This is a genomic window from Algibacter sp. L1A34 (genome assembly GCF_009796805.1).
Taxonomy (GTDB): Bacteria; Bacteroidota; Bacteroidia; order Flavobacteriales; family Flavobacteriaceae; genus Algibacter.
On the sequence record NZ_CP047029.1, the window covers coordinates 2,211,086 to 2,233,185 of the forward strand.

At 32.1% G+C, this 22,100-nt stretch carries 21 protein-coding genes and 1 tRNA gene; 3 read left to right on the top strand and 19 right to left on the bottom strand.

Features of this window, described 5'->3' with window-relative positions:
• Positions 1–3: 3 nt before the first annotated feature.
• Genes GQR97_RS09575 through GQR97_RS09605 form a run of 7 tightly spaced genes read right to left on the bottom strand, consistent with a single transcriptional unit; the run spans position 4 to position 6,861 of the window.
• A complete protein-coding gene (locus GQR97_RS09575; protein ID WP_158847808.1) occupies positions 4–645 on the bottom strand; it encodes a hypothetical protein in 642 nt (213 codons plus the stop codon).
• Positions 629–2,011: a methylmalonyl-CoA mutase subunit beta gene (locus tag GQR97_RS09580; protein ID WP_158847810.1), complete on the bottom strand. Its 1,383-nt coding sequence runs from the start codon at positions 2,009–2,011 to the stop codon at positions 629–631. The genes GQR97_RS09575 and GQR97_RS09580 overlap by 17 nt, the downstream gene beginning before the upstream one ends.
• On the bottom strand, positions 2,004–2,336 hold the full coding sequence (locus GQR97_RS09585; RefSeq protein ID WP_158847812.1) for an FtsB family cell division protein: 333 nt from the start codon (positions 2,334–2,336) through the stop codon (positions 2,004–2,006). The genes GQR97_RS09580 and GQR97_RS09585 overlap by 8 nt, the downstream gene beginning before the upstream one ends.
• Positions 2,337–2,942 carry a uridine kinase gene (udk, locus tag GQR97_RS09590; RefSeq protein WP_158847814.1) on the bottom strand — a complete coding sequence of 202 codons (606 nt, stop codon included), beginning with the start codon at positions 2,940–2,942 and terminating at the stop codon, positions 2,337–2,339.
• A gap of 50 nt (positions 2,943–2,992) precedes the next feature.
• Complete coding sequence (locus GQR97_RS09595; RefSeq protein ID WP_199269925.1) at positions 2,993–3,409, bottom strand: c-type cytochrome; 417 nt, start codon at positions 3,407–3,409, stop codon at positions 2,993–2,995.
• 4 nt (positions 3,410–3,413) lie between these two features.
• The gene (locus tag GQR97_RS09600; protein ID WP_158847816.1) at positions 3,414–4,538 is read right to left on the bottom strand and encodes a PQQ-dependent sugar dehydrogenase; all 1,125 of its coding nucleotides are present in this window, start codon (positions 4,536–4,538) and stop codon (positions 3,414–3,416) included.
• Between the two features lie 25 nt (positions 4,539–4,563).
• Positions 4,564–6,861, bottom strand: a complete 2,298-nt coding sequence (locus tag GQR97_RS09605) for a TonB-dependent receptor (protein ID WP_158847818.1) — start codon at positions 6,859–6,861, stop codon at positions 4,564–4,566.
• Positions 6,862–7,022: 161 nt separating this feature from the next.
• Here GQR97_RS09605 and GQR97_RS09610 point away from each other — a divergent pair.
• Positions 7,023–7,097, top strand: a tRNA-Pro gene (locus GQR97_RS09610).
• A 233-nt stretch (positions 7,098–7,330) separates the two neighbouring features.
• On the opposite strand, the gene GQR97_RS09615 is transcribed toward GQR97_RS09610, so the two are convergent.
• The 12 genes from GQR97_RS09615 to GQR97_RS09670 all read right to left on the bottom strand — a co-directional run bounded on the left by GQR97_RS09615 (position 7,331) and on the right by GQR97_RS09670 (position 20,220).
• Positions 7,331–7,996 carry an SCO family protein gene (locus tag GQR97_RS09615; protein WP_158847820.1) on the bottom strand — a complete coding sequence of 222 codons (666 nt, stop codon included), beginning with the start codon at positions 7,994–7,996 and terminating at the stop codon, positions 7,331–7,333.
• Positions 7,965–8,408 carry a toxin-antitoxin system YwqK family antitoxin gene (locus GQR97_RS09620; RefSeq protein ID WP_199269926.1) on the bottom strand — a complete coding sequence of 148 codons (444 nt, stop codon included), beginning with the start codon at positions 8,406–8,408 and terminating at the stop codon, positions 7,965–7,967. The genes GQR97_RS09615 and GQR97_RS09620 overlap by 32 nt, the downstream gene beginning before the upstream one ends.
• A 140-nt stretch (positions 8,409–8,548) precedes the next feature.
• Positions 8,549–9,298: a YHYH protein gene (locus tag GQR97_RS09625; protein ID WP_158847822.1), complete on the bottom strand. Its 750-nt coding sequence runs from the start codon at positions 9,296–9,298 to the stop codon at positions 8,549–8,551.
• A gap of 145 nt (positions 9,299–9,443) precedes the next feature.
• Complete coding sequence (locus GQR97_RS09630) at positions 9,444–10,478, bottom strand: arylsulfotransferase family protein (RefSeq protein ID WP_158847824.1); 1,035 nt, start codon at positions 10,476–10,478, stop codon at positions 9,444–9,446.
• A gap of 64 nt (positions 10,479–10,542) precedes the next feature.
• A complete protein-coding gene (locus GQR97_RS09635; RefSeq protein ID WP_158847826.1) occupies positions 10,543–11,769 on the bottom strand; it encodes a DUF1566 domain-containing protein in 1,227 nt (408 codons plus the stop codon).
• 109 nt (positions 11,770–11,878) lie between these two features.
• Entirely contained in the window at positions 11,879–13,066 is a 1,188-nt protein-coding gene (locus GQR97_RS09640; protein WP_158847828.1) for a DUF1566 domain-containing protein, read from the bottom strand.
• A 96-nt stretch (positions 13,067–13,162) separates the two neighbouring features.
• On the bottom strand, positions 13,163–13,879 hold the full coding sequence (locus tag GQR97_RS09645) for a LytR/AlgR family response regulator transcription factor (protein ID WP_158847830.1): 717 nt from the start codon (positions 13,877–13,879) through the stop codon (positions 13,163–13,165).
• On the bottom strand, positions 13,876–14,985 hold the full coding sequence (locus GQR97_RS09650; RefSeq protein WP_158847832.1) for a sensor histidine kinase: 1,110 nt from the start codon (positions 14,983–14,985) through the stop codon (positions 13,876–13,878). Before GQR97_RS09650 ends, GQR97_RS09645 begins: the two co-directional genes overlap by 4 nt.
• Positions 14,986–15,430: 445 nt before the next feature.
• Positions 15,431–15,907: a nicotinate-nucleotide adenylyltransferase gene (locus GQR97_RS09655; RefSeq protein WP_233267636.1), complete on the bottom strand. Its 477-nt coding sequence runs from the start codon at positions 15,905–15,907 to the stop codon at positions 15,431–15,433.
• A 212-nt stretch (positions 15,908–16,119) separates the two neighbouring features.
• Positions 16,120–17,340, bottom strand: a complete 1,221-nt coding sequence (locus GQR97_RS09660; protein WP_158847837.1) for a metallophosphoesterase — start codon at positions 17,338–17,340, stop codon at positions 16,120–16,122.
• A 19-nt stretch (positions 17,341–17,359) separates the two neighbouring features.
• Entirely contained in the window at positions 17,360–17,944 is a 585-nt protein-coding gene (locus GQR97_RS09665; protein ID WP_158847839.1) for a CDP-alcohol phosphatidyltransferase family protein, read from the bottom strand.
• 359 nt (positions 17,945–18,303) lie between these two features.
• Complete coding sequence (locus GQR97_RS09670; protein ID WP_158847841.1) at positions 18,304–20,220, bottom strand: DUF294 nucleotidyltransferase-like domain-containing protein; 1,917 nt, start codon at positions 20,218–20,220, stop codon at positions 18,304–18,306.
• A gap of 100 nt (positions 20,221–20,320) precedes the next feature.
• Here GQR97_RS09670 and GQR97_RS09675 point away from each other — a divergent pair, with 100 nt between their 5' ends.
• Together GQR97_RS09675 and GQR97_RS09680 are read left to right on the top strand one after the other, a co-directional pair.
• Positions 20,321–20,740 (top strand): terminase gpP N-terminus-related DNA-binding protein, encoded by a 420-nt coding sequence (locus GQR97_RS09675; RefSeq protein WP_158847843.1) that lies wholly within the window; start codon positions 20,321–20,323, stop codon positions 20,738–20,740.
• A 107-nt stretch (positions 20,741–20,847) separates the two neighbouring features.
• Positions 20,848–22,098, top strand: a complete 1,251-nt coding sequence (locus GQR97_RS09680; RefSeq protein WP_158847845.1) for a hypothetical protein — start codon at positions 20,848–20,850, stop codon at positions 22,096–22,098.
• Positions 22,099–22,100: the final 2 nt, after the last annotated feature.

A 22,100-nucleotide genomic window follows, 5' to 3' on the forward strand; every position in this document is an offset into this window, starting at 1 on the left:
TTTTTATTTAGTTATTGGCCTTTTATTAAAATCTACTTTTTGTTCAACAATTGGTTTTTCTTTCACATTAGATAAATCAATATCGAAAAGTTTCGCGTAATACAAATCTAAAGCAATGTAAGTCGCTAAATATTTATCTGAAATTGCAGCTCTATAGTTTCGTGCAATTGGCGTCACGAATAATTGAGGCTTCATACTATTGGTTGTAACTAGCGCATCAAATGTTGTTTTTAAGTTTTTATCTTTTAAGTTACTTGCAATACAATTAATCAAATCGCTTTTGTAATTTAAATGGCTGTCTGGATTGTTTGCATCCCAAAGGCTTCCTTCGTTTTTTAAAGCTTCAAATACTTTTACGGTGTGTGGAGAAACTACATCGGCATATTTTACTCTATTAATAGTAGCATTTCTAAGAAATTGCGAGTAAGAGGTGGTCATGTTTTTTTGTCCGTTTTTAGCATAAAATGAAGCAATATCATCTTCAAAGCTAAATAAGGCTTCATTTATTAAGGCTGTATTTTGGTTTTCACAGTTAATAACGTTGCCTTTTTCTGCAAATTTGTAATCGTTAAAAGTATTTTCTTTTTTACAACTTACAGCGGTTAATGCCACTAATAATAAGATAATGTTAACGGTTGATTTCATTTTGTTTTTCATTTTTTAATCGGGTTTGTTCTACTTGTTCTGATAATCGTTTTTCTATAATGGGAGCAATTAAAGTCTTTCTCTTATTTATTTTTACAAAAGGATAAAGCTGTAATTGGTGTTCCATTTTATCGTTTGGGTTAATGTGTTTATTTGTGCCTAATAAAACACGCTCACCACTATTAAATTGTTGTTGCTCTTTATCTGCACTTTCTTTAATTTTACGTTGAATAGTGCCAGATTTTAACTGATTTAAAAATCCGCCATTACGTTCAATATTTTTAAATAAGTCTAATGCTTTTTCTGCTAATTGTTCTGTTAGCGATTCTATGTAATAGGCGCCATCGGCCGGATTGTTCACTTTATCAAAATAGCTTTCATGCTTTAAAATAAGCAGTTGGTTTCTAGCAATACGTTCTCCAAACTCGTTATCTTTATGGTAAATGGCATCGAAAGGCAAGTTACAAACTGTATTTGCTCCGCCCAAAATGGCACTCATGCATTCGGTGGTTGTGCGTAATATATTGGTATTGTAATCGTAGAGTGTTTTGTTACGTTTTGTTGGCGTGGCAATAATGTGGCAATCTGTATTTATGTTGTATTCTGTTGCTAAAGTACGCCATAGTAGTCGTAAAGCTCTAATTTTTGCAATTTCAAAGAAATAGTTCGATCCTACTGAGATGCTAAATATTGTTTGAATAGTTTGCTTAGTATCTATTTTTAAATGGTTGAGATATTCGTTGGCATGCGCTAAGGCATAGGCTAATTGCTGAACGATATTGGCTCCAGCATTTTGATACAAACTAGTGTTTATATTTATTTGTTTTGAACTCTGAAAACAAGTTTCGAATTTTGAAAAATCATCGGTTAAACTCTTAAACCAGTTGCCCGTTTTAGCAAGGTTTCCGATAATATCAACTGAAATGGTAATGTCCCTTTTCCCCGTAAGGGTTAATATTTTTTCAATAAATTCTACAGATAGAAACTGTAATTCAAAATGAATAGGAATAGCAGAGGTATCTATGTTTTTTAATAAACTTTCAATAGAAATATTTTCTTCGGAAGGAATAATGAAATGAATACGTTCTGCGCCGCGTTTAATTGCATTTACAGCTTTTAAATTCGAGTTTTCAATATGAGCAACAAATATGGTTTGTCCAATTTTCCATGGAGAACCGCTTATTGATGAGGTTGTTGGGTTTTTTTTTAAATCGTCGGTATTATAAAATGGTTTTACAGCAATATCTTCGTTTGAATTCCAGATAAGGGTATCGTTAAAATCAGCTCCATTTAAATCGAACTGAATTTTTTGTTTCCATTGTTTAGTAGAAACCGGATCGAAACCATCAAACAAGCCTTTACTCATCTTTTTTTACTTTTAAACTATCTTCATATTCAATGATGTAAATTTCTTCATTATCACGCTTCATGAAATATTCTTCTCGGGCAAATTTTTCTAAACCTTCTTCCGAGCTTAATTTTTTAATTGCTTTATTATCGTTTTCAATTTCACGCTTATAATATTCTTTTTCATTTTCTAAAGCATCAATATCGGTATTTAATTCGTGATGAATGAGCCAAGAGTTGGCATCGAAAAAAATCATCCAAATCATGAAACCAGCAAATATCACGATAAACCAATTTTTAAAAGGTTTTAAATATTTACTTGTATTTTTATTGAATTTCGCCATTTAGAGTCTGTCGTTAATAATGGTGCGCACAATATCCACCGCAACGGTATTGTATTTATTATTTGGTATAATAATATCGGCATATTCTTTCATAGGCTCGATAAATTGGTCGTGCATTGGTTTTAATGTTGTTTGGTAACGTGTTAAAACCTCGTTTATATCTCTACCGCGTTCGCTAATATCACGTTTTAAACGGCGAATTAAACGCTCGTCTGTATCGGCATGAACAAATATTTTGATATCGAACATATCACGAAGTTCGGGATTTGTTAATATTAAAATACCTTCAACAATCATCACTTTTCGTGGATGTGTTAAAATAGTATCGCCCGTTCTATTGTGTTTTACAAATGAATATACGGGTTGATGTATGTTTTTTCCTTTTTTTAATGCTTTTAAATGTGTTTCTAATAAATCGAAATCTATGGATCTAGGGTGATCGAAATTTACGTTAACACGTTCATCAAGAGATAGGTGAGTATTGTCTTTATAATAGGAATCTTGCGAAATAACACCTACTTCACCTTCAGGTAATTCGTGTAGAATTTGATTTACAACCGTTGTTTTTCCGCAGCCAGTACCGCCTGCAATTCCTATAATTAGCATGTTTTTTTATTTTGTGCAAAGTTAATTAATTGTAAAGGTTTAAGGAATCTTTATTTTTTAATTTTTGCAACGTCGTCTTCGGTAATAATTTTGTCGTTTTTATTACCCCAAGCGTTGGTAATATAATTCATAACATCGGCCACTTCATCATCGCTTAAACCTAAAGGCATCATGCTGCCATTATATATTTTGCCATTAACGACCATTCTACCTGTTTTGCCGAATTTTATGGCTTTTATGCTCTCGATTGTTTCTTTTAAAAGGAAATCGGATTTTGCTAATGGCGGATAAACTTTTTCTACGCCTTTACCGTTTGGTAAATGGCAAGACACACAAAAATCATTATAAATTTCTCGACCTCGAACTATACTTTCTTTTAATGGATCGGTTTTGATATAGGTTGTTTTATCTGGCGTTATCTGGTATAATGAATAGCAAAATAATAGACATAATACAGTTATTTTCATAGTTTTATTTTTTTGGAATAATTTTAAAAATGCCTTTACCTTCTACGGCAACGTAAATATAACCATCTGGAGCTTGGACTACGTTACGTACGCGGCCAATATTTTTAAATAATTCTTCGCGTTTTACTACTTTGTTATTCTCGAGAACTAAGCGTTCTAAATATTGAAATTTTAAGGAGCCTACCAAGATATTATTTTTCCATTCTGGATATTTCCCCGACGTTACAAAAGCCATACCACTTGGGGCGATAGATGGTACCCAATAAAACAAGGGTTGCTCCATACCTTCTTTTTCTGTTATTTCTGTAAATGCTGTGCCACTGTAATTTACGCCATAGGAAATTATAGGCCAACCGTAGTTTTTCCCTTTGGCAAGTATATTAATTTCATCGCCACCTTTTGGTCCATGTTCGTTAACCCAAATTACTCCTGTTTCTGGGTGTTTAGCCATGCCTTGAGGATTACGATGTCCGTAACTGAAAATAGCTGTTTTGGCATTGGGTGTGTTTACAAACGGATTATCTGCAGGGATTGTTCCATCATCATTTAATCTATATATTTTTCCACAATCGCGCGTAATATCTTGTGGGTTTTCGTCACGATTACCACGTTCGCCAATAGAGAAATATAAATAACCATCATTATCAAATGTTATTCTAGAACCAAAATGTTGTCCTTTTTTAGTGTTTGGTCCAGCTTTGTATAATACCTGTTTTTCAACTAAAGTATTGTTGCTTATTTTGGCTCGCATTAGCGCAGTATTGCCACCATCGCCTTCTCCTTCCGCGGAAGCGTATGTAATATATATCCAACCGTTATTTTTATAATCTGGATGAATTTCAATGTCTAATAAGCCTCCTTGTCCGCGAACATAAATATCGGGTAAACCATCTATATTTGTTTTTGTTCCATTTTTAAAAAGAATAAGTTCACCAGCTTTTTCTGTAATAAGTATACCACCATCTGGTAAAAAAGCCATACCCCAAGGCGTGTTTAAATTGGGAACAACTAACTCTGTTGTGTAATTTAAGTTTACAGGTGTTGTTGCTTTTACTTCCGTTTCGGTTTGTTGAGCACAAGCATTTAGTGATAGTGAAATTACAGCAATTATAACGTGAAGTTTTTTCATCTTTTTTGTTTTTTTATAAATTTAGTTAAAACATATAACTTAAGTTTATTCCGGTGTAATAATTTATAGGATTACCTGGGTAATAGTATCTTGGAGCAGTACCGCCAAAGCCAATAGCGTTAATTAGTATTTGCGATGCGTAGTGTTTATTAAAAATATTATCTAGACCAAAATAGGCATTAAGTTTAAGGTGTTTCTTTATGTTGTGCTTGTAGCCCAACTTAATATTCGTTAAACTATAACTGTTAGAAAAAAGCGAGTTGCTATCCGTTATGGGTATGCGCCCCACATATTGATAGTTTATCGTTGCATACATACCCCGTTTAGTATCTAAATCGAGACCTGTATTTAATAGATTTGATGGCACACCAGTTAGTTTGTTTCCTGAGAAATTGTCTCCATTATCTAGAAATTCTTTAAATTTAAAATTGTTTAAAGTATAGGTTACATAATGGTTGAGAGATATCATTTTCGATTCCAACCATTGGTATTTTAAAACTATTTCCAGCCCATCGTGAGTTGTTCTTCCAGCGTTAATACCAATAAATTGGTCGTCACCCGTTCTTCTGGCCACTAAAAGATTACGAACGTCTAACCTGTATAAAGCTAAATTGAGTTTTAAACGGTTGTTGAAAAAAGCATTTCTAGTGCCTATTTCGAAATTCCAGCCGGTTTCTGGTTTTATGTCGGTATTTATTAGTCCATCGGGTAGCAAGGTTTCTTGAGTTGAAGGAGGTGAAAAACCATGACTGATATTCCCGTAAAGACTAACATGATCTGTGAATAAATGTGAAAATCCGAATTTTGGAGATAATATAGCTTTGAATTTGTAGTTCCCCGATTGGTCTGGGTTTTCATTTGTAACAAATTGGTCTAATAGATTGTAAGATGTTTTGTTAAAGTTTAAACCAAGGGAAAATGTTGTTCTTTCTGAAGCTTGATAATTAGTCTCAAAGAAAAGGTTATAATACGTTCTGTTTTCTTTAAATTCAGATAGTTTGTCTCCTTTAATGCTCCCTGTTCCTGCAGGGAAATCTTGATATAGGTTTTCAAAAGTTCTAGATGTATAGGTGTCTTTAAAAAACTCGCCACCAAGAGTCCAATTTACTTTTTTAAAGGATCCTAAAAGGCGGCTTCTTAAACCAAAAGCAGCTGTGTTTTCCGTTAGAATATTAAAAGGTCTTGGTTCGTATGCTTTCTTAAATGAGGTAAAAATACTTGTTATTTGTTTTAGGTTACTTGCGTATTGATGATTCCAAGAACTCCCGAAAATACCACGTTGCGAATCTTCGTAGCCTTTAGATTGTGCCCAAGTAAAAGCTGCTGATTTGGGGTTGTTTGTAAAGGTGCTTTTGTCTATAGAACTTGGTATGAAAGCTTTTAAATCTACATAACTGGCTAAAAATGAAATATCATCCTTTTCACTTAAAAAGTGTTTAGTGTTGATAGTAAAAGTTTGCCGATTGTATTTATTATTATCGCGGTACCCATCGCTTTGTGTGTTGCTATGTATAATTTTAAAACTGTTTTTACCTGTACCGTGATTTATATTTAATAGGCCTTTTATAAGTCCGAACGATCCAAACGAAATATCAGTTTGAAACGACGTCTGATTTAAATAAGCGCTTTGTGGAATTAAATGGATAGTACCACCTAATCCAGCACCATAAATACTAGAGCCAGCACCTTTAATAATTTCAAAGCGGGAGATCGTGCTCAATTCAAAATCTTCAATGTTAGTTTCTCCGTTCCCTGATGTAAGCGGGATATCCAGAAAATAAGCTCTAATTTTTGAAGTTCCATATAGATTCCTGGAACCAATACCTCTAATAGAAATTTTGTTTGTATTTAAAGCTCCCGATTGCATGAACACACTAGGAACTCTGTTTAAAGCATGGATTGGGTTTGTTGTGTTTCCGCGTTCAATATCTTTAGATGTAACTATGTCTATAGTTGTATTTGCTTTTTTTAGTTTTAGGGGTAAATGGTGTGCGTTAACAATAATTTCACTTAAGTGAGAAGGGTTTAGCTCTAACTGAATAGTAGTATAGTTAGATTTTACAAATTCGATTTTTACTTGATAGCCTATTTTTTCAATTTGATATAATCCAGATTTTTGCAGTTTAAAAGCACCTAAAACATTAGAAATTGAAACAATATGGTTTAGGCTATCTTTAATTGTTACATTTTCAAGCGGAGTTCCGTTTTCGCTATCAATAATTTTGCCTGTTATAATTTGTTGAGCATTTATATTTAAGCCTCCAATAAGCAAAATAATAAACGTTATTATTTTACTGAAATACAAATGGTTATGCTTTTTCATTTTCTGTTTGTGTGAGTTTTTATGTCAGGTTATGCTAATATTAAATGCAACTTGTTTTATTCTTATAAAGGTTAAAAATAATTTTTTTAAAAATTATATAAAATATTTAGTGCATATATTATATAAAAAAGTATATTTGCATCCCGTTAGAGATAACTATTCGGGGTGTAGCGTAGCCCGGTTATCGCGCCACGTTTGGGACGTGGAGGCCGCAGGTTCGAATCCTGCCACCCCGACTAACCTAGAGATAGGGAAGATAAAAACACTGTTAATCGTATGATTTTCAGTGTTTTTTGTTTTATATGTTATTGTTTGATATCATATAATAAATACAGAGTATGAACGCTCATTCTAAATTTGAGTTTTACACTTAGGTGAATAAATATATGATGATACTTATAAAGGTGCTTTTACTAAAAGCAGTGCTCTTTTACTTGTTTTTCACAAGAGTACGCTGCTAACGAAAGTTTTATTCTTCATTTTTTAAAGTATTTATATCATTGATTAGCGCTTTCATATCTAAAGCTACGGTGCCATTATAAATACCTCGAATTTTTTTGCTTTTGTCTACTAAAATTAAATGCTCGGTATGTAGAAACTCTGTGCTATCTCTACTGAAACCAATATCTTCTTCGGCATAATAAGATTGTCTCGCTAATTTATAGATGTCACTTTTTGAACCTGTTAGAAATTGCCAATTCTTATTGGTTATGTCATGAATCTTCTTGTAAGTGTTTAGTTTACTTGGCGTATCTATCCAAGGTGTAACAGAATAAGATAGAAAGACAAGGTCTTTATTGTTTTGCAAGCTATCACTAACTATTTTTAAATTATCTGTCATTATTGGGCAAATACTACCGCAAGTCGTGAAAATAAAATTGGCAACGTGTATTTTATTTTTAATTATATTTTGATTCACCAAAACACTATCTTGATTTAAGAATTCAAAATCAGCAATAGTATGTGTAATTTCTTTTTGAACGCTAGATTTATCCTTTATAAATACAGGGGTAAAAGTCGGGTCATTATAGTAAGGCAAAGCTATGGTGTCTTTTATATTCTGAAGCTGCTTTTTGTTTCCATTACAACCAATGAGTAAAATACTACTTATTAAAAAAAATACTATCCGATACATTTACACAGTTTTTAGTTCCTAATAACCCATATCTTTTACCACTAATGATAACGTAGTTTGCTCTAATTTTCCCGTTATCATACCATAGTTTTTGTGAGCCTTCCTCTTGTCCGTTGGTATAATGAGCTAAATGAAATAAAAACCCATAGCTATTCCATTCTTTTAATTCACCTTCATAGGCATCCTTTTTGGCTGTATATTCAAATCTTTTATTTCCATTTTTCCAAAAGGCAATTTGCTTACCGTTTTTTTGTCCAGAAGAATAATGTCGCAATTCCTTTAATTTATTATCAGTGTACCATTTTTTTGAAGCACCTTCTTTTAACCCATTGTAATAACTTTCTATTAAAATCGTATCTACGGACCCTGGATGTAGTTCGTAAACGAAACCTGAATAGATTTTGTCTTCCAAATAGAGTGAACTGGTTTTTGTTGTGGTATTTGATTTTAAAACAAATGAAGCTGGAATGTTTTTAATAATAACAGTTTTATTTGTTTCGTTTTTACAAGAACACATGCAAATAATCAGGAAAATTAAATGGGCGTATTTCATTACTGTGTTACAGTTCCTGGTGTTCCATAATATCCGTTTCCGTTTATATAAGGGTCTGTATTGGTAATATGATAGTGATAAATACCATCAGGGTAATCTTCGGTAGCGTGGTTATGACCATGATATGCATCTAATCCAGTAACGTCCATTTCATTTTCTTCAGGACCATAAACAGGAAAACCATCTAAAAGAAAACCAAGTAGTGCAGACCTGCTAGCCGTTACGGTTGTTAAATATAGTGGTTCAATATGATAATGGAAGGTTCCGTTTGCTGTTGGGTGTCCCAAATATTTATCAAAACTTTGAAACTCGTCTGTAAGCGGCTGGTTAGGTCCTGCATATTGATTAAATAGAGGTACTCCGTTTAATGAAACACCGATGGCTCCAAGTGGTGTTGCTGCATGATTAGTAGCTACTGTTGGGTTTAAAGGGATTTTAAAGGTGTAATCAAAAGAAGCTATTGTATTGGGATTTTTTTTGAAAGTATAACCTTCGAAAGTTGTACCACTAAAATCTTCGTATAACTCACTTGAAGTTGGGTAATAAACACTCTTATGGTCTGGTGTGCCATTTGTATTTATGGTAATATAAGTGCCATCGCTTGTAATACTTGTTGCACCATAAATTTTTAAATACACATCAGGAACTTCTATAGTTTCAGGGGTTGTTACTTTATCGTCTTCATTACAACTAGCAAGGCTTAAAAAGATCATTATTATGGTGAAGTTTTTAATATATTTCGATTTCATATAGATTCTATTTTGATTAATGTTTTTTTGTTGAAATATTTTCGATGGCAGCTACTTGTAAGAGTAGTATTGGATATATTGCACTTCATTTTCAAATAGGGAAGTCTATAGCAAGTAAGATTACAATGATAACGCTTATTTACTTTTAATAACTAGAATATTTCCTAATCTTGAATATTTCAGAGCTCTTATTTGTATTCGTGCTCTCTGGTGAATAGTCCCAAACTTCTTCTCCAGTTTCAGAGACCTCTATAATGCGTGCTTCAATTCCCGAGCAAATGATGGTATTGCCGGATTCTAAACGATAAACTCCCGATATATGATCAGAATAAAAATCATTTGAATATTGCCATATAAGCTCATCTAACTTTGTGATTTCTAATACTTCTGATTTATTGTTACCTGCATTATTGTTAAAGACTAAAATATTTCCATTATCTAAAAGAGTAGCATCATGCTGACCAGATAGAGTGCCATTAACAGATAGAGTGGTTGTTATTTCTTTACTTTCTTTATTGATTAAATAGAGTTTATTTTGACTTCTGGAACTTATTAAAATAGAGCCGTTTTTATAATCAATAGAGTTAAAATGAAGAAAGTCTGTTTTATCATTATCGTTTGGAATAAGGCCACCGTCATTTATTGCGCTCCATTCCCAAATAACCGAATTGTTAGTTTTGTCTATTAGTAATATGTTTTCATTCCAGTATTCTTCTCCATTGTATTCTAGAAGTTCCCATGTAAGAGCAATTATTGTATTTTCATCTACCTCTTTAAAATCGTGATGAAATGTAGAGTTGTCACTATCTTTTTGAACAGACCAAATAACATTGCTATTATCGTTTAGTTCTTCGATAATTCCTCCAACAGCACCACCACTAGAAAAAACTCCTGCTTTAGCTTCGGGTGTGGACCCTAAACGAAGAAGGTTATTGTTTTTAGATAAATAAGACCCCCCAGAAGTTTGGAATGAAGATGTCCATGATTTTACATCATTTCCTATGGTATCGATTAGATGTATTGTTTTGTCTCCCATAAAAGAGTAAAGAACATATCCATCGCTAAGTTTACCTATTGTATCATCTATTGGTGTCTCTATATTACCACTATTGGAATCTTTTTCGCAAGAGAAAATTAAAAAACCAGTGATTATAATTATTAAAAATTTTAAGTGTTTCATATTCAATTATTTTTGGCTTCTTATTTAAGAGCGTTAATTTAAAAGTGCGTTATGGTATAAGTGCTTAATTTACATCTCTTACACATCTAATAAAATTATAAACATAGCGAACATCACCTTGTGGACCAAAATTATCAGGAAAATCTGTTGCATCTCCAGATTTAGGATCATTACGTTGTGCTCCGGCACCATGTACATCCATTAGATTACCATTCATTACGCCTTGAGCTTTTCCAAAGCAAAAATAAACGGCATCGGTATATGGAGTTGGTCCATCTTGTAATGGTGAGCTGGACCAATAGTAACCATACTGTCCAGTATTACCATCGGTATCAATAATAGGAGTACAAGAAAATAATGGGTCTATCGCTGGTGAAGAAGTCGTTGAAGGGCTTCGTGTATAATCAACAATACTCTGTAATTCTTTAGCATTCGGCATTCTCCAGTCGCCATGTTCGGCAAGTGTAAGTGACTCGGCGTAATCTAATGCGTTTTCCCAGTCGTAAGTATTACCATTATCTGCTTGTTGCCACATTAAACCTGTTGCAAGGTCTGTAATAGTACCATCACCATTGTCTGTAAAGTTGTTTTCGCCATAAGATTCGTTACCTCTTACCATTCTAAAATACATAGTGTTAGGAGAACCATCTGCAGGCTTATATTTAGGGTATCCTTTTAATCGACCATCAACAAAATTATAACCAAAAATGGCCTCATCTCCATTCATTATAAGTCCCGCATAATGTGTTTTAGACCAAGTTTGTCCATCTATTTCTCTTTCTCCTATAGATTCATCTCCAATAGGTTGTTCAAAATAATTGGTATCGATAAATAGGTCTACGGCATCATCGCCAAAGCATCTTCCTGTAAAATTAGCTAATGAGTACAATTCTTTGATAGTAGGTATTCTCCAGTCTGTATGATCCCCCAAACTTATAGTTTCTACTAATGCTGCAGCATCTGAATAAGACATTTTATCGCCCATATCTTGTTGCCACATTAAACCTGTTATATTATCAGTAACTGTTCCGTCACCATTGTTGGTATACGATGGTTGATTTCCATTGTAAGTTGCGTCTTGCCCGTAAAAATCTTGCCCCGAAGTTGGTGCTGTTATTAGAGCATCATTACTGTAAAACTCGAAAACACCTGTATCTACAATTGGATAGGTTTTGTCTGTTGTGTCCAAAGTAGAAGCATCATCTGATATCTCTGATTCGTCATTATTACATGAAAATAATGTAATGGTAAGTATAAAGATTGCTAAAAAATTAATATGTTTAATATTCATGTTTTTTTTATTAAAGTCAAATTTACTTACTGTATAAGTTTAAAGAAAAAGGTATAAATAGAATACATTGTTTCATCAATGAAAATCTAGATTTAAGAAATTTGAATTATTATTCTGTTATATCTCTTACACATCTTATAAAATTATATACATAGCGAACATCGCCTTGAGGTCCAAAAAACTGCGGGTAATTATCTTTACTTCCACTTTTAGGATCGCTTCTTTGGCAGCCCGCACCATGAACATCCATTAATGTTCCTCTCATTTTTCCTTGTCCCTCGCCAAAAGCAATATAAACAGCACTAGCAGATGGATTTCGACCATCTAAATGTGTTGTGCTCGTCCAAAAATAAGGGTACTGTCCAGACTTTCCTTCTGGGTCATTTATTTCTGTTGTGTTGAATATAGGGTTTGTAGCCGGAGAATTTGTTGTTTGAGGCGACCTTGAGTAATCTACAATACTTTGTAGCGCTTTGGTATTGGGTAAACGCCAATCGGAATAGTTTGCGAGTTCTAAGTTTTCGGCATATTCTAAAGATGATTCCCAATCTCGTCCTTTTCCATCATCAGTTTTTTGCCACATTAATCCGGTAGCATAATCGCTTATTGTACCATCTCGATTATCGATAAAATTATTTTTTCCATATTCAGTATTTCCTCGAACCATACGGAAGTACATGGTGTTTTCATCTCCTGTTCTGGGTTTATATTTAGGATAGCCCTTGATTCTTCCATCAACAAAATTAACGCCAAAAATAGTGGCGTCTTTTCTCATAGTTTTGCCTACATATTCTGTTGCCGACCAAGTTTGTGCATCAATTTCACGTTCCCCAATATTTGTGTTTCCAAGTGGCTGATTAAAATATTCGGTATCAATAAACTTATCTATGGCAACAGCGCCTTTAACTTTACCCGTAAATAAAATAAGTGAATACAATTCTTTTATTGTTGGAACTCGCCAGTCTGTATAACCTCCAAGGTTTGATTCTTTAGCTTTTTTAAAGGCCTCATCAAAAGTCATTTTTGCTCCCATATCTTTTTCCCAAACCAAGCCAGTAACGTGGTCTGTAATAGTGCCGTCGTTATTATCGTTGTAAGATGGTTGATTGCCAGTGTATGTTGCATCTTGCCCATAATAAGGCTGTGCTTTGGTTGGTTCTGCTATTATGGCTTTATCGCTATAAAATACTTTTACACCTGTATCTACAATAGCATAGTTAGATTGGGCTTTTGCCACAGAAATAACCGACAAAAATAGGCTAAGCGCCGTAAATAGTTTTTTGCTATAATATATCATTTCTTTATTTTTAGTATTAACTTACTATAAAGATCTAAAAGATAAGAGTCAAAAAAAAGTAATATCAACGGAACCCAGTATTTAATCAATGGAATTTTAGCTGAAAAAGTTGTTACTAATAAATTCTTTAAATTGATCGATGTAAGTGTCGCTCACAACAATAAATCTTTTATCGCTGTAAATAATTCGGTTACGTTCTACGGTAATAATATGGTTGAGGTTAACAATAAAGGAACGGTGAATACGCATAAAATTTTCCTGAGGTAATACTTCTTCAATATTTTTAAGACGAATTAATGTTTTTACAGGAGCTCTATTTACTAAATGGATACAGACATATTCTTTTTGAGATTCTAGATATTCTATATCGTTAAAATTGATTCGGATATGCTTTTGTCCAGATTTGATAAACAGGTAATCACCAGTCTTTTTAATTTCTGTTTTTAGAAGCGTATCTTTTTTTATAAAGTCTTCAGCTTTGGTAGATGCAGATAAGAAATCGTTGTATTCAATTGGTTTTAGCAAATAATCTACAGCATTTACTTTGTAGCTTTCTATGGCATAATCACTATAAGCTGTGGTGAAAATTATTTTAGGCGGATTTTTAAGTGATTTGGCCAATTCCATACCACTAAGATCTGGCATATTAATATCTAAAAACATCAAATCTATAGCGTTAGTTTTCAGGTATTCCTTAACCAATGATGCATTCGTGAATTTTGCAGAAAGTTGCAGAAATGGCGTTTGCTCAATGTAAGAAACAACCTGCCTCAATGCTAGAGGTTCATCGTCTACTGCTATACAGGTTATCATATAGGTATCTTAATAGTTGAATTAAATATCTTGTCGTGCTCTGTATGGGTAAATGTATAATTATTTTTGAAAAGTAATTTAAGGCGCTTTTCAGTATTTTCTATACCTATTCCAGGCTGTTCTTTGGGTTTTTTCTTTTTATGTAAACTGTTGGATATACTAAATTCAAGCTCGTTTTTATGAATAAATAAGTTAATATGAACGAATGATTTTTCATCATAGCTTATACCATACTTAAACGCGTTTTCTAGAATGTTTGTGAAAAGTAATGACGGAATAGTGATATCGGGTAGCTGTTCTGGTAAGTTAAATTGAATATCAATCTCTTCGCTAAACCGTAATTTCATGAGTTCAATATAACTATTAATGAAATTTATTTCTTTTATTAAAGTAGTTGGCGTTGCGTCGGATTCGTATAACAAATGGCGCATTAATACAGAAAGTTTGGCAATGGAACTTTTTGCTTCTTTAGTATCGAAATCAACCAAGGAATGAATATTATTGAGTGTATTCATTAAAAAGTGCGGACTAATTTGATTGCGTAAAAATGCTAATTCATTTTTAATATTTTCTTTTTCTATCTCGGCTTTTTCCTGCAGTCCCTGTGCCCATTTTACAGAAAGGTTCATTCCTGTATCAAAACCTACCAATAAAATTGATAATAATATAAGGTTTATATAGGGTGGTGTTGCAGATGTTGGGGCTTCTTGTTTTCTTGTCTTTCTTTGTCTGAGTTCTTTATTAGAATCAGGAAACTGCAGTAGATTTTGCCCGTGTAATGGTGGTGCTTGTTGTGGGTTTTCCTGTTGCCGTATTGTTATAGAGCCAAGAACGGTTAGTGCAATTAATAGCGTTGCAGAAAGTATATATAAAGAAACTCTAGATTTAAATAAAAACAGAGGAATTAAAATAACTCTGTTTATGCAAAATATAATGAGTAGCGGTAAGTAATCGAACCAAACATTAAAAATGATGTTCCAATTAACTGTATCGACGTTAATCCACTGAAAGAATAGGGGTGCGGTAAATAATAACAACCAAAAGGCTGAAATAAAAATTAACTCAAAAATCTTTGAATTGCGTTTGTTTAAGAATTCTAGATTCATAATACTTTTTAAGCTCTATTAAGATACTGTAAAACTGCAATTATTATGGTTAGAATTCAAATATTTTCAATAGAAAGGCTGTTTGAGTCAATAAAAACTTATAGTTGAGGTTTAGGATGTTCTAAGGGGGTGAAACTAGATTAATGATTTTATTTCATTTTAAATGGCTCAATTATGCTCTCAAGTTCGCGTATCTTTTTTTTGAAACTACAAGATTAACATGATAAAACAAATCCTCTGTTAGCTGTTCTGTAGTCGTATATAAATCGATAATAGGAATTGTATCAATTTTTTTTCAACAAGCGTCCAAATTGCTTTTTTTTTGAAGTATATCTGAAATCCGGGACTCAATATCTTTTGCTGTTACTCAATACTCACTCAAAGTTTTGCTTTTAGTATTTCGTTTATACTAAAATATTTTTAGACTTTATAAAATATTCAAATCCTATTGAAAAAGCCCCATTTCGTCAACTTTAACTCTAATTCGTCGATTACCATTTTCAAGTGTGATTTTGTATAGTTTTTTTGTCTTACTAGATTCGTGATAATTAACTAAATACACGTTTTTTGTTACAGACCAATTTGGAAACCTGTTATTAATCGCTTTTACAACGAGACTAGGTAATTCTGTATCAGTATATCTTTCTGCAGTACTCAATAAAATTCCCTTATCGTTATAGGAAGCAAGTACTTTCCCTTCTGGAATAATAAAATATACATCGTATAGATCATTTTCATCAGTATAGACATCCAAATCCTTTATATTGAAATCACTTACTTTTATTTGCAGGTTTTCAACCGGAATGGCGGCTTCTTCTGAATTTGCGCTGCTCAAGTATTTATAATTATGAACAATATAAACTTCGGGAAGTTGTACCGTTAAGGTTGGCTCTTGGGCATTTATTTGGGAAGTTAATCCCAATATTAATAAACCTAGGATTATTTTATTCATGACTTTAAGTATTAAAAGTTAATATGAAATAAATGTATCCATATAAATCAAGATAGTAAATGATAACCATCAGTTATAAAGACGATTAAGGAGGTTTTTATTTTGCTCACTAGAGTAAAAAAACTAGAATAGTAAGAATTATTTTTTTATTAAAAAGCCATTGATATAATAGAATTAAAGTGTTATTCTTTGCGCTTTAATTTAATTAAAGTTATTTCTGGTCGCATTCCCAATCTACCTGGAAATCCAAGCCAACCGAGGCCTCTATTAACATATAAAGACTGATTATTATGTTGATATAAACCAGCCCAATGTTTGTACTTATATTTTATAGGACTCCACGAATTATTTTTAAAATTAATGGCAGCTTGCATACCATGGGTATGTCCGGAAAGGGTAAGTGCGATATCTGTTGCATCTATAACCTCTTCGTTCCAATGGTTAGGATCATGAGAAAGTAAAATTTTAAATACAATATCTGAAGTGTTTTTTAAGGCTTTTTGCAAATCACCATATTGCTTAAACGGAGGTTTTCCCCAATTTTCGATACCAATTACGGCTATTTTATCTTGATTAATTTGAATGATTTCGGATGTATTTAATAATAATTTGAAATCTATATTTTTATAAAACTCTTTAATTTTATTTAAGTTTTCTTCTTTTTTTTCATCAGAATTCCATTGGCTATAATCACCATAATCATGATTTCCAAAAATGGCATATTTACCTTTTTTAGCAATTAATTTTTTGAACACTTTATCCCAGCCAACCAGTTCCCAAGCATAATTATTAACTAAATCTCCGGTAAAAAAAATTAGGTCTGGATGCAAATCATTTATTAGCTTAATCGCTTTTTCTAAAACTTTATAGCGGTAATTAAAGCTACCCAAATGCAAATCGGATATTTGAACAATTTTTAAACCATCAAACGATTTAGGTAAATTACTAAACTCTATTTTATGACGATGGATTTTAAAATGATACACCGCTTTAAATATGGAATACATAACAATATAAAAGGGTAGAAATCCAGAGAATAAACCAATAAGAGGAATAATAATTAAGGATTCTTTTTCTGAAAATATATAGTTGCTGAAAAATAAAATAGAGATTATTATAACAAATAAAAATTTAGGAATAAAAGAAGAAATCGTAAGTCCATACAATGATGAAATTAGCAATTGTTTACGTTTTGGGTTAATATCATCTAATTTTATTTTTAGGACAATAATTGCCGATATTAAACCAACAGTAAATGACCAAAATAAAATATTAATAATAGTTTTTAAAAGTACTGATGGAATTAATTTGGTAATAGACTGTAACCAATAAAATGCTGCAATATCTATTAGCAAGATTGCTAAACATAATAGCAAGATTGTAAATAATGAATAAGTGCGCATAGCGTATTTGTTTATGTTTTTACTTTTTTAAGCGGCGCTTGTCTCTCAAAGCCCAATAAATTCCTTTTACATCTGATGCCCAATTATCGAACATATAAATGAGAGTGATTTCTTCAAAGGTTTCTAATAGCCCAATAACAATCATTATAAAGAATAAAGTATATTCTGGTGTAAAAAATAGCGACCATAGAATAAATAAACTTTGAAAAACGGCTGATAGTTTCGCTAAATACGTATGAAAAGCAGTGGCTTTACCATACTTAAAATACGCTATCAGCATTTGAATAATGTAAGGAACAAAAGCGATAAGAATTAAAATTAGGTTTTCTTTTATGAAATCATTTTCAAAATATAATAACCCAGTTAGACCAACTATAAGTGTTATTTGGTCTCCAAAAGAATCGAGTTGCGACCCTCTTGGACTTGTAATTTTTAACTTCCTTGCTAAATAACCATCAATAGCATCGGTAGAGTAACTTATTAATAGGAGCCAAGTAAAAATCAATCTTAAATCAAACCAAATTAAAGCCAATAAAAATGGTGCAGCAAATATTCTATAAAATGAAAACCAATCAGCAATATTGAAGTTTTTAAAAGTAAGCATATATCATTCTTTGCTATAAAAATAGATTATATTAGTGGGATTAATCATGAGCTTTATCAATTAAGCTATTTTTTTAGTTAAAAATCCGTAATGTTTCGAGGAGCTTTATTCCAAAGATTTTACAAGCTAATTCTAAACTTCTTTTCCTGTTTTTAATTTCTTGAGACGTTCAATATGCTTAGGTTTACTTGGGAAATATACTTTTTACTAATAAAGTGTATCAAGCTCAAAATATGACCAATATTATTGTTTTTGTATCATTAGGACAGGCTTTTACAGTATTAGGTTTATTAATTTTTGAAATCTTTTAAAAGAGAGCCTTAACGTATTGGTTTTGTTATGTAAAGAAGAACCGTTTATTACATTATTTGAGATAATTTATATCGTGTAGTTAATAATCCTTGAACATCTTTTATGGGTTTAAAACATCCTTTTAGACGCAATTTTTCAGATTTACTTAAAGTTTGAAGTTTCAAGTATCTTCCGGAATCATTGTGTAGCAATCCTTGTTCAGATCGATGCCTTTGTAAAATTTTAAATGAATCGATACAAGACTCATATAGGTCTTTATTTTGAGGTTCCAATTCTGCTAAAGTTTGATAACGATCTATGGTGTTAACCTTGTTTTCAATTTGATGAGAAAGTGTTAATAGTCTTGCCGCATCAATTAAAGGCATTAAAGCTCTTGCTTTTAAATCGAATTCATTTTTATGTGCTCCATTAGATTCTACAATTAATTGTCTGAAAAATCCAATAGGAGGTGGGTTTAGTATAGCATTTCGTCCTAGGTAATTTAAAAATATATCAAAAGAATTAATCGATTTAATAATACTTTTTGATATTTCTTTTGCTAAACCTTCTTCTCCATTCAAACAGTTAAAATCAAAAAAAATAGTACACATCATTATACTTTTTTCAGAAGGTTTTTGTATCCAATGGTTAAATTGGCTTTTCCACTCGCTTAAAGATAGGCACCATTTAGGGTTACTGGCCATCATATCTGCCGGGCAGTATTCAAATCCTACTTTGTTTAATTTTGCTGTTACCTTTTTAGTAAATTCTAAGAAATAGGCTTTTATTGTTTTATGTAATTCTTCATTTACATCTTCAAAAACCAAAGCGTTATCCTGGTCTGTTATTAGTAATTGTTCATTTCTACCCTGGCTACCTAGTGATAACCAAGCAAATTTTACAGGAGGCGTATAGGGCATTTCATTTAAAGAAAATTCAATTATTTTGTTTGTAATAGATTTATTAATTTCAGATATTATTTTTGAAATAAAAATTATCGGTGTTTTTTGCTCAAGATATTGAGCTAAAAGCGTGCTTGTTTTTTCACGAATAAGTGTTAAAGCTTCAATATCTTTTGCTCGTTTAATGTTTTTTATAAAAGCAGAAGGATTGTTTCCTCTTAAAATAAGTATATCACGCTCAGATAATATTCCTTTTAAATCAGAATTAGTATCGCCTTTAGTGGTAATACATAAATGTGAGATATTATATTTTAACATGATTATTTGAGCTTCGGCTACTGTTATATCGTCTGAAACTGTAATAACCGGAGAGGACATTATTTGTGTTACATTTTCTTCAATAGAAACAAGTCCAGTAGCAATTTTAGATCGTAAATCCTTATTTGTTATAATGCCTATTGGTTTATTGTTTTTTTCAATAACAATGGAGCCTACTTGATGCTCACTCATAGATTGAGCGCTTTCTTTTATTGAAGTGCCTTTTTTACAGGTAATGGGATTAGTACTGTAAGTTGCAAGTTGACTATCAAAAAACAAATTGCTTTTTTTGATAATATCTTCATTTGCAAATAACTCGCTTGGTTCGTTTTTAGAATAAAGGTCTTTAATATTGGTTGTGAAACTTGCAATTATAAAATTATAGACTTTGTTGTTTTCTTTAATGATATCTTTAAATGTCGCTATAGGAATACCATAAATAATAGATTCTTCTTTTGCATTTGCACTCATTAAATAGTTGTCTTTTTGAATTAAAGGACGTAATCCAAAGACATCGCCTTCGTCGCAAATATCTAATAAAATAGAGCTTTCTTCCATTTTTGCACGTAATTCTATAGCGCCTTGAGCTACAACATAAAAATACTCATGCGGCGTTTCTTTCTGAGAAAACACGAGTTGGTTAGGTTTTAAATGGAGTGTTCTAATTTTTGATGTAATTAGTTTTAATTGATTTTTTTCAAGAATATCAAACGGAGGATACGCTTTTAAGAAATCATAAATTCTCTGCGAATTGTTAGTGCTCACGGTTTTTCTATTATTAATTAACACTTAATATAGTGAAATATTTAAGAGTCTATTAAATAATATGTTGCTAAATTGATATATTTATGCTAAATTAGTATATATGAAAATTAAACTATGTCCAAATTGCGGTTCAGATAGAAATATAAAGAGTGGAATTGTAAATGATAGACAGCGTTATAAGTGTAAGGAATGCGGCTATTTTTTTACTGTAAATAAGATAGGGAAGAAGATAGACGATTATTATGTTAACAAGTCTCTTCAGTTGTATCTAGAAGGGTTGACCTATCGGGAGATTGAGCGTATTTTAGGTATTTCTCATGTTAGTATAATGAACTGGGTTAAGAAGTATAATATTAAACGTCCTTATAATTCTAATTACCATCCAACATATAAGATATTAAATGCTCTTGAGCTAGGTAAATACTTTGCTAACGCTGAGAATATTAAAGGAGCAGGTGTTGTTGTTACCGAGTTGGGGGATAAGTTTATGCTTATAAAATGGGAGCGTTTTAAAGATTAAGTATATCTATTTAGCAAATAAATATATTAATTATTATTTAACAGATTGTTTTTCAGAGTTTAGCGGTGCACACAAAACCAATTATTCACTAACTAAACTACCAAAGAATGAGAAAACACAATCTATTACTACTGTTTGGGCTATGTCTTGCGTCCTTTCAATGTTTATATGCTCAAGGCTCTCCGGATTATAACGGAGGTCTTAAGTTTAAATTTAACGAAGATGGTTCTAAATATCTTCGGCTTATTTCTTGGGCACAAGTACAGGCTAACTATGGTTTAGAAGAATCTTTTGATGGAAACGGGAATGAAAATAGCCCGTTGAATTTTAATTTACGAAGAGCTCGTATTTTAATGTTTGCGCAAATTAATAAAGATTTTTTAATCGTAACACACTTTGGCTTAAACAGTTTAACAAGTTCTACATTAAGTCCAACAGGAAAAGGGGATGGTTCTCAGCTATTTTTTCATGACGTTTGGGCACAATACAACTTAGGTAAAGACCACACTGTTGGCGGAGGTTTACATTACTTTAATGGTGTTTCAAGATTAAATAATCAAAGCACACTTAATATGATGACGTTGGATAACAACCGTCAATCTTGGGCAACTATTGGTTTATCAGATCAATTTGCGCGTCATTTAGGTGTATTCTTAAAAGGTAAATTTGACAAACTACAATATCGTGTTGCCATAAACGATGCTTCAGTATCATCTTTAGATGCTCGAACTGCTGTTGCAGGTGGAGATGCTGTTTACAATGGTCGTGCAAATCTAGGATCTAAAGATGCAGGTAAAACATACGCTGGTTATTTCGATTATAATTTTTTAGATCAAGAATCTAACTTTTTACCTTACAAAGTAGGAACATACTTAGGTGGAAAAAAAGTATTTAATGTAGGTGCAGGTTTCTTCTTGCATCCAAAAGGATCTGTAATTGATACAGGTACTGCGCTATCGCCAAATCTTGAAGGCGAAGATGTATCCATATTTGCTGTAGATGCTTTTTACGATACACCAATAGGTGAGGATGGAAGCGCAATTACGGCATACGCTGTATATCAAAATAGCGATTACGGTAAGAATTATTTGTATAGTGCTTATGGAACAGGAAGCATGGTTTATGGACATGTGGGTTACGTTTTAAATGGTGAAAAAACCAAAACAAGATACCAGCCTTATGTAAGTTATGGTACGCATACTTATGATGCTGTAAGTGATGATAGGTCTACACTAGGTATTGGAATTAATGCTTTTATGAGCGGTCACAACTCGAAATTAACTTTAGAATATAAAAATCAAAAATTTGGTGCTTTAGATGCAAATACGATTTCGCTTCAAGCAATGATATATCTATAAAA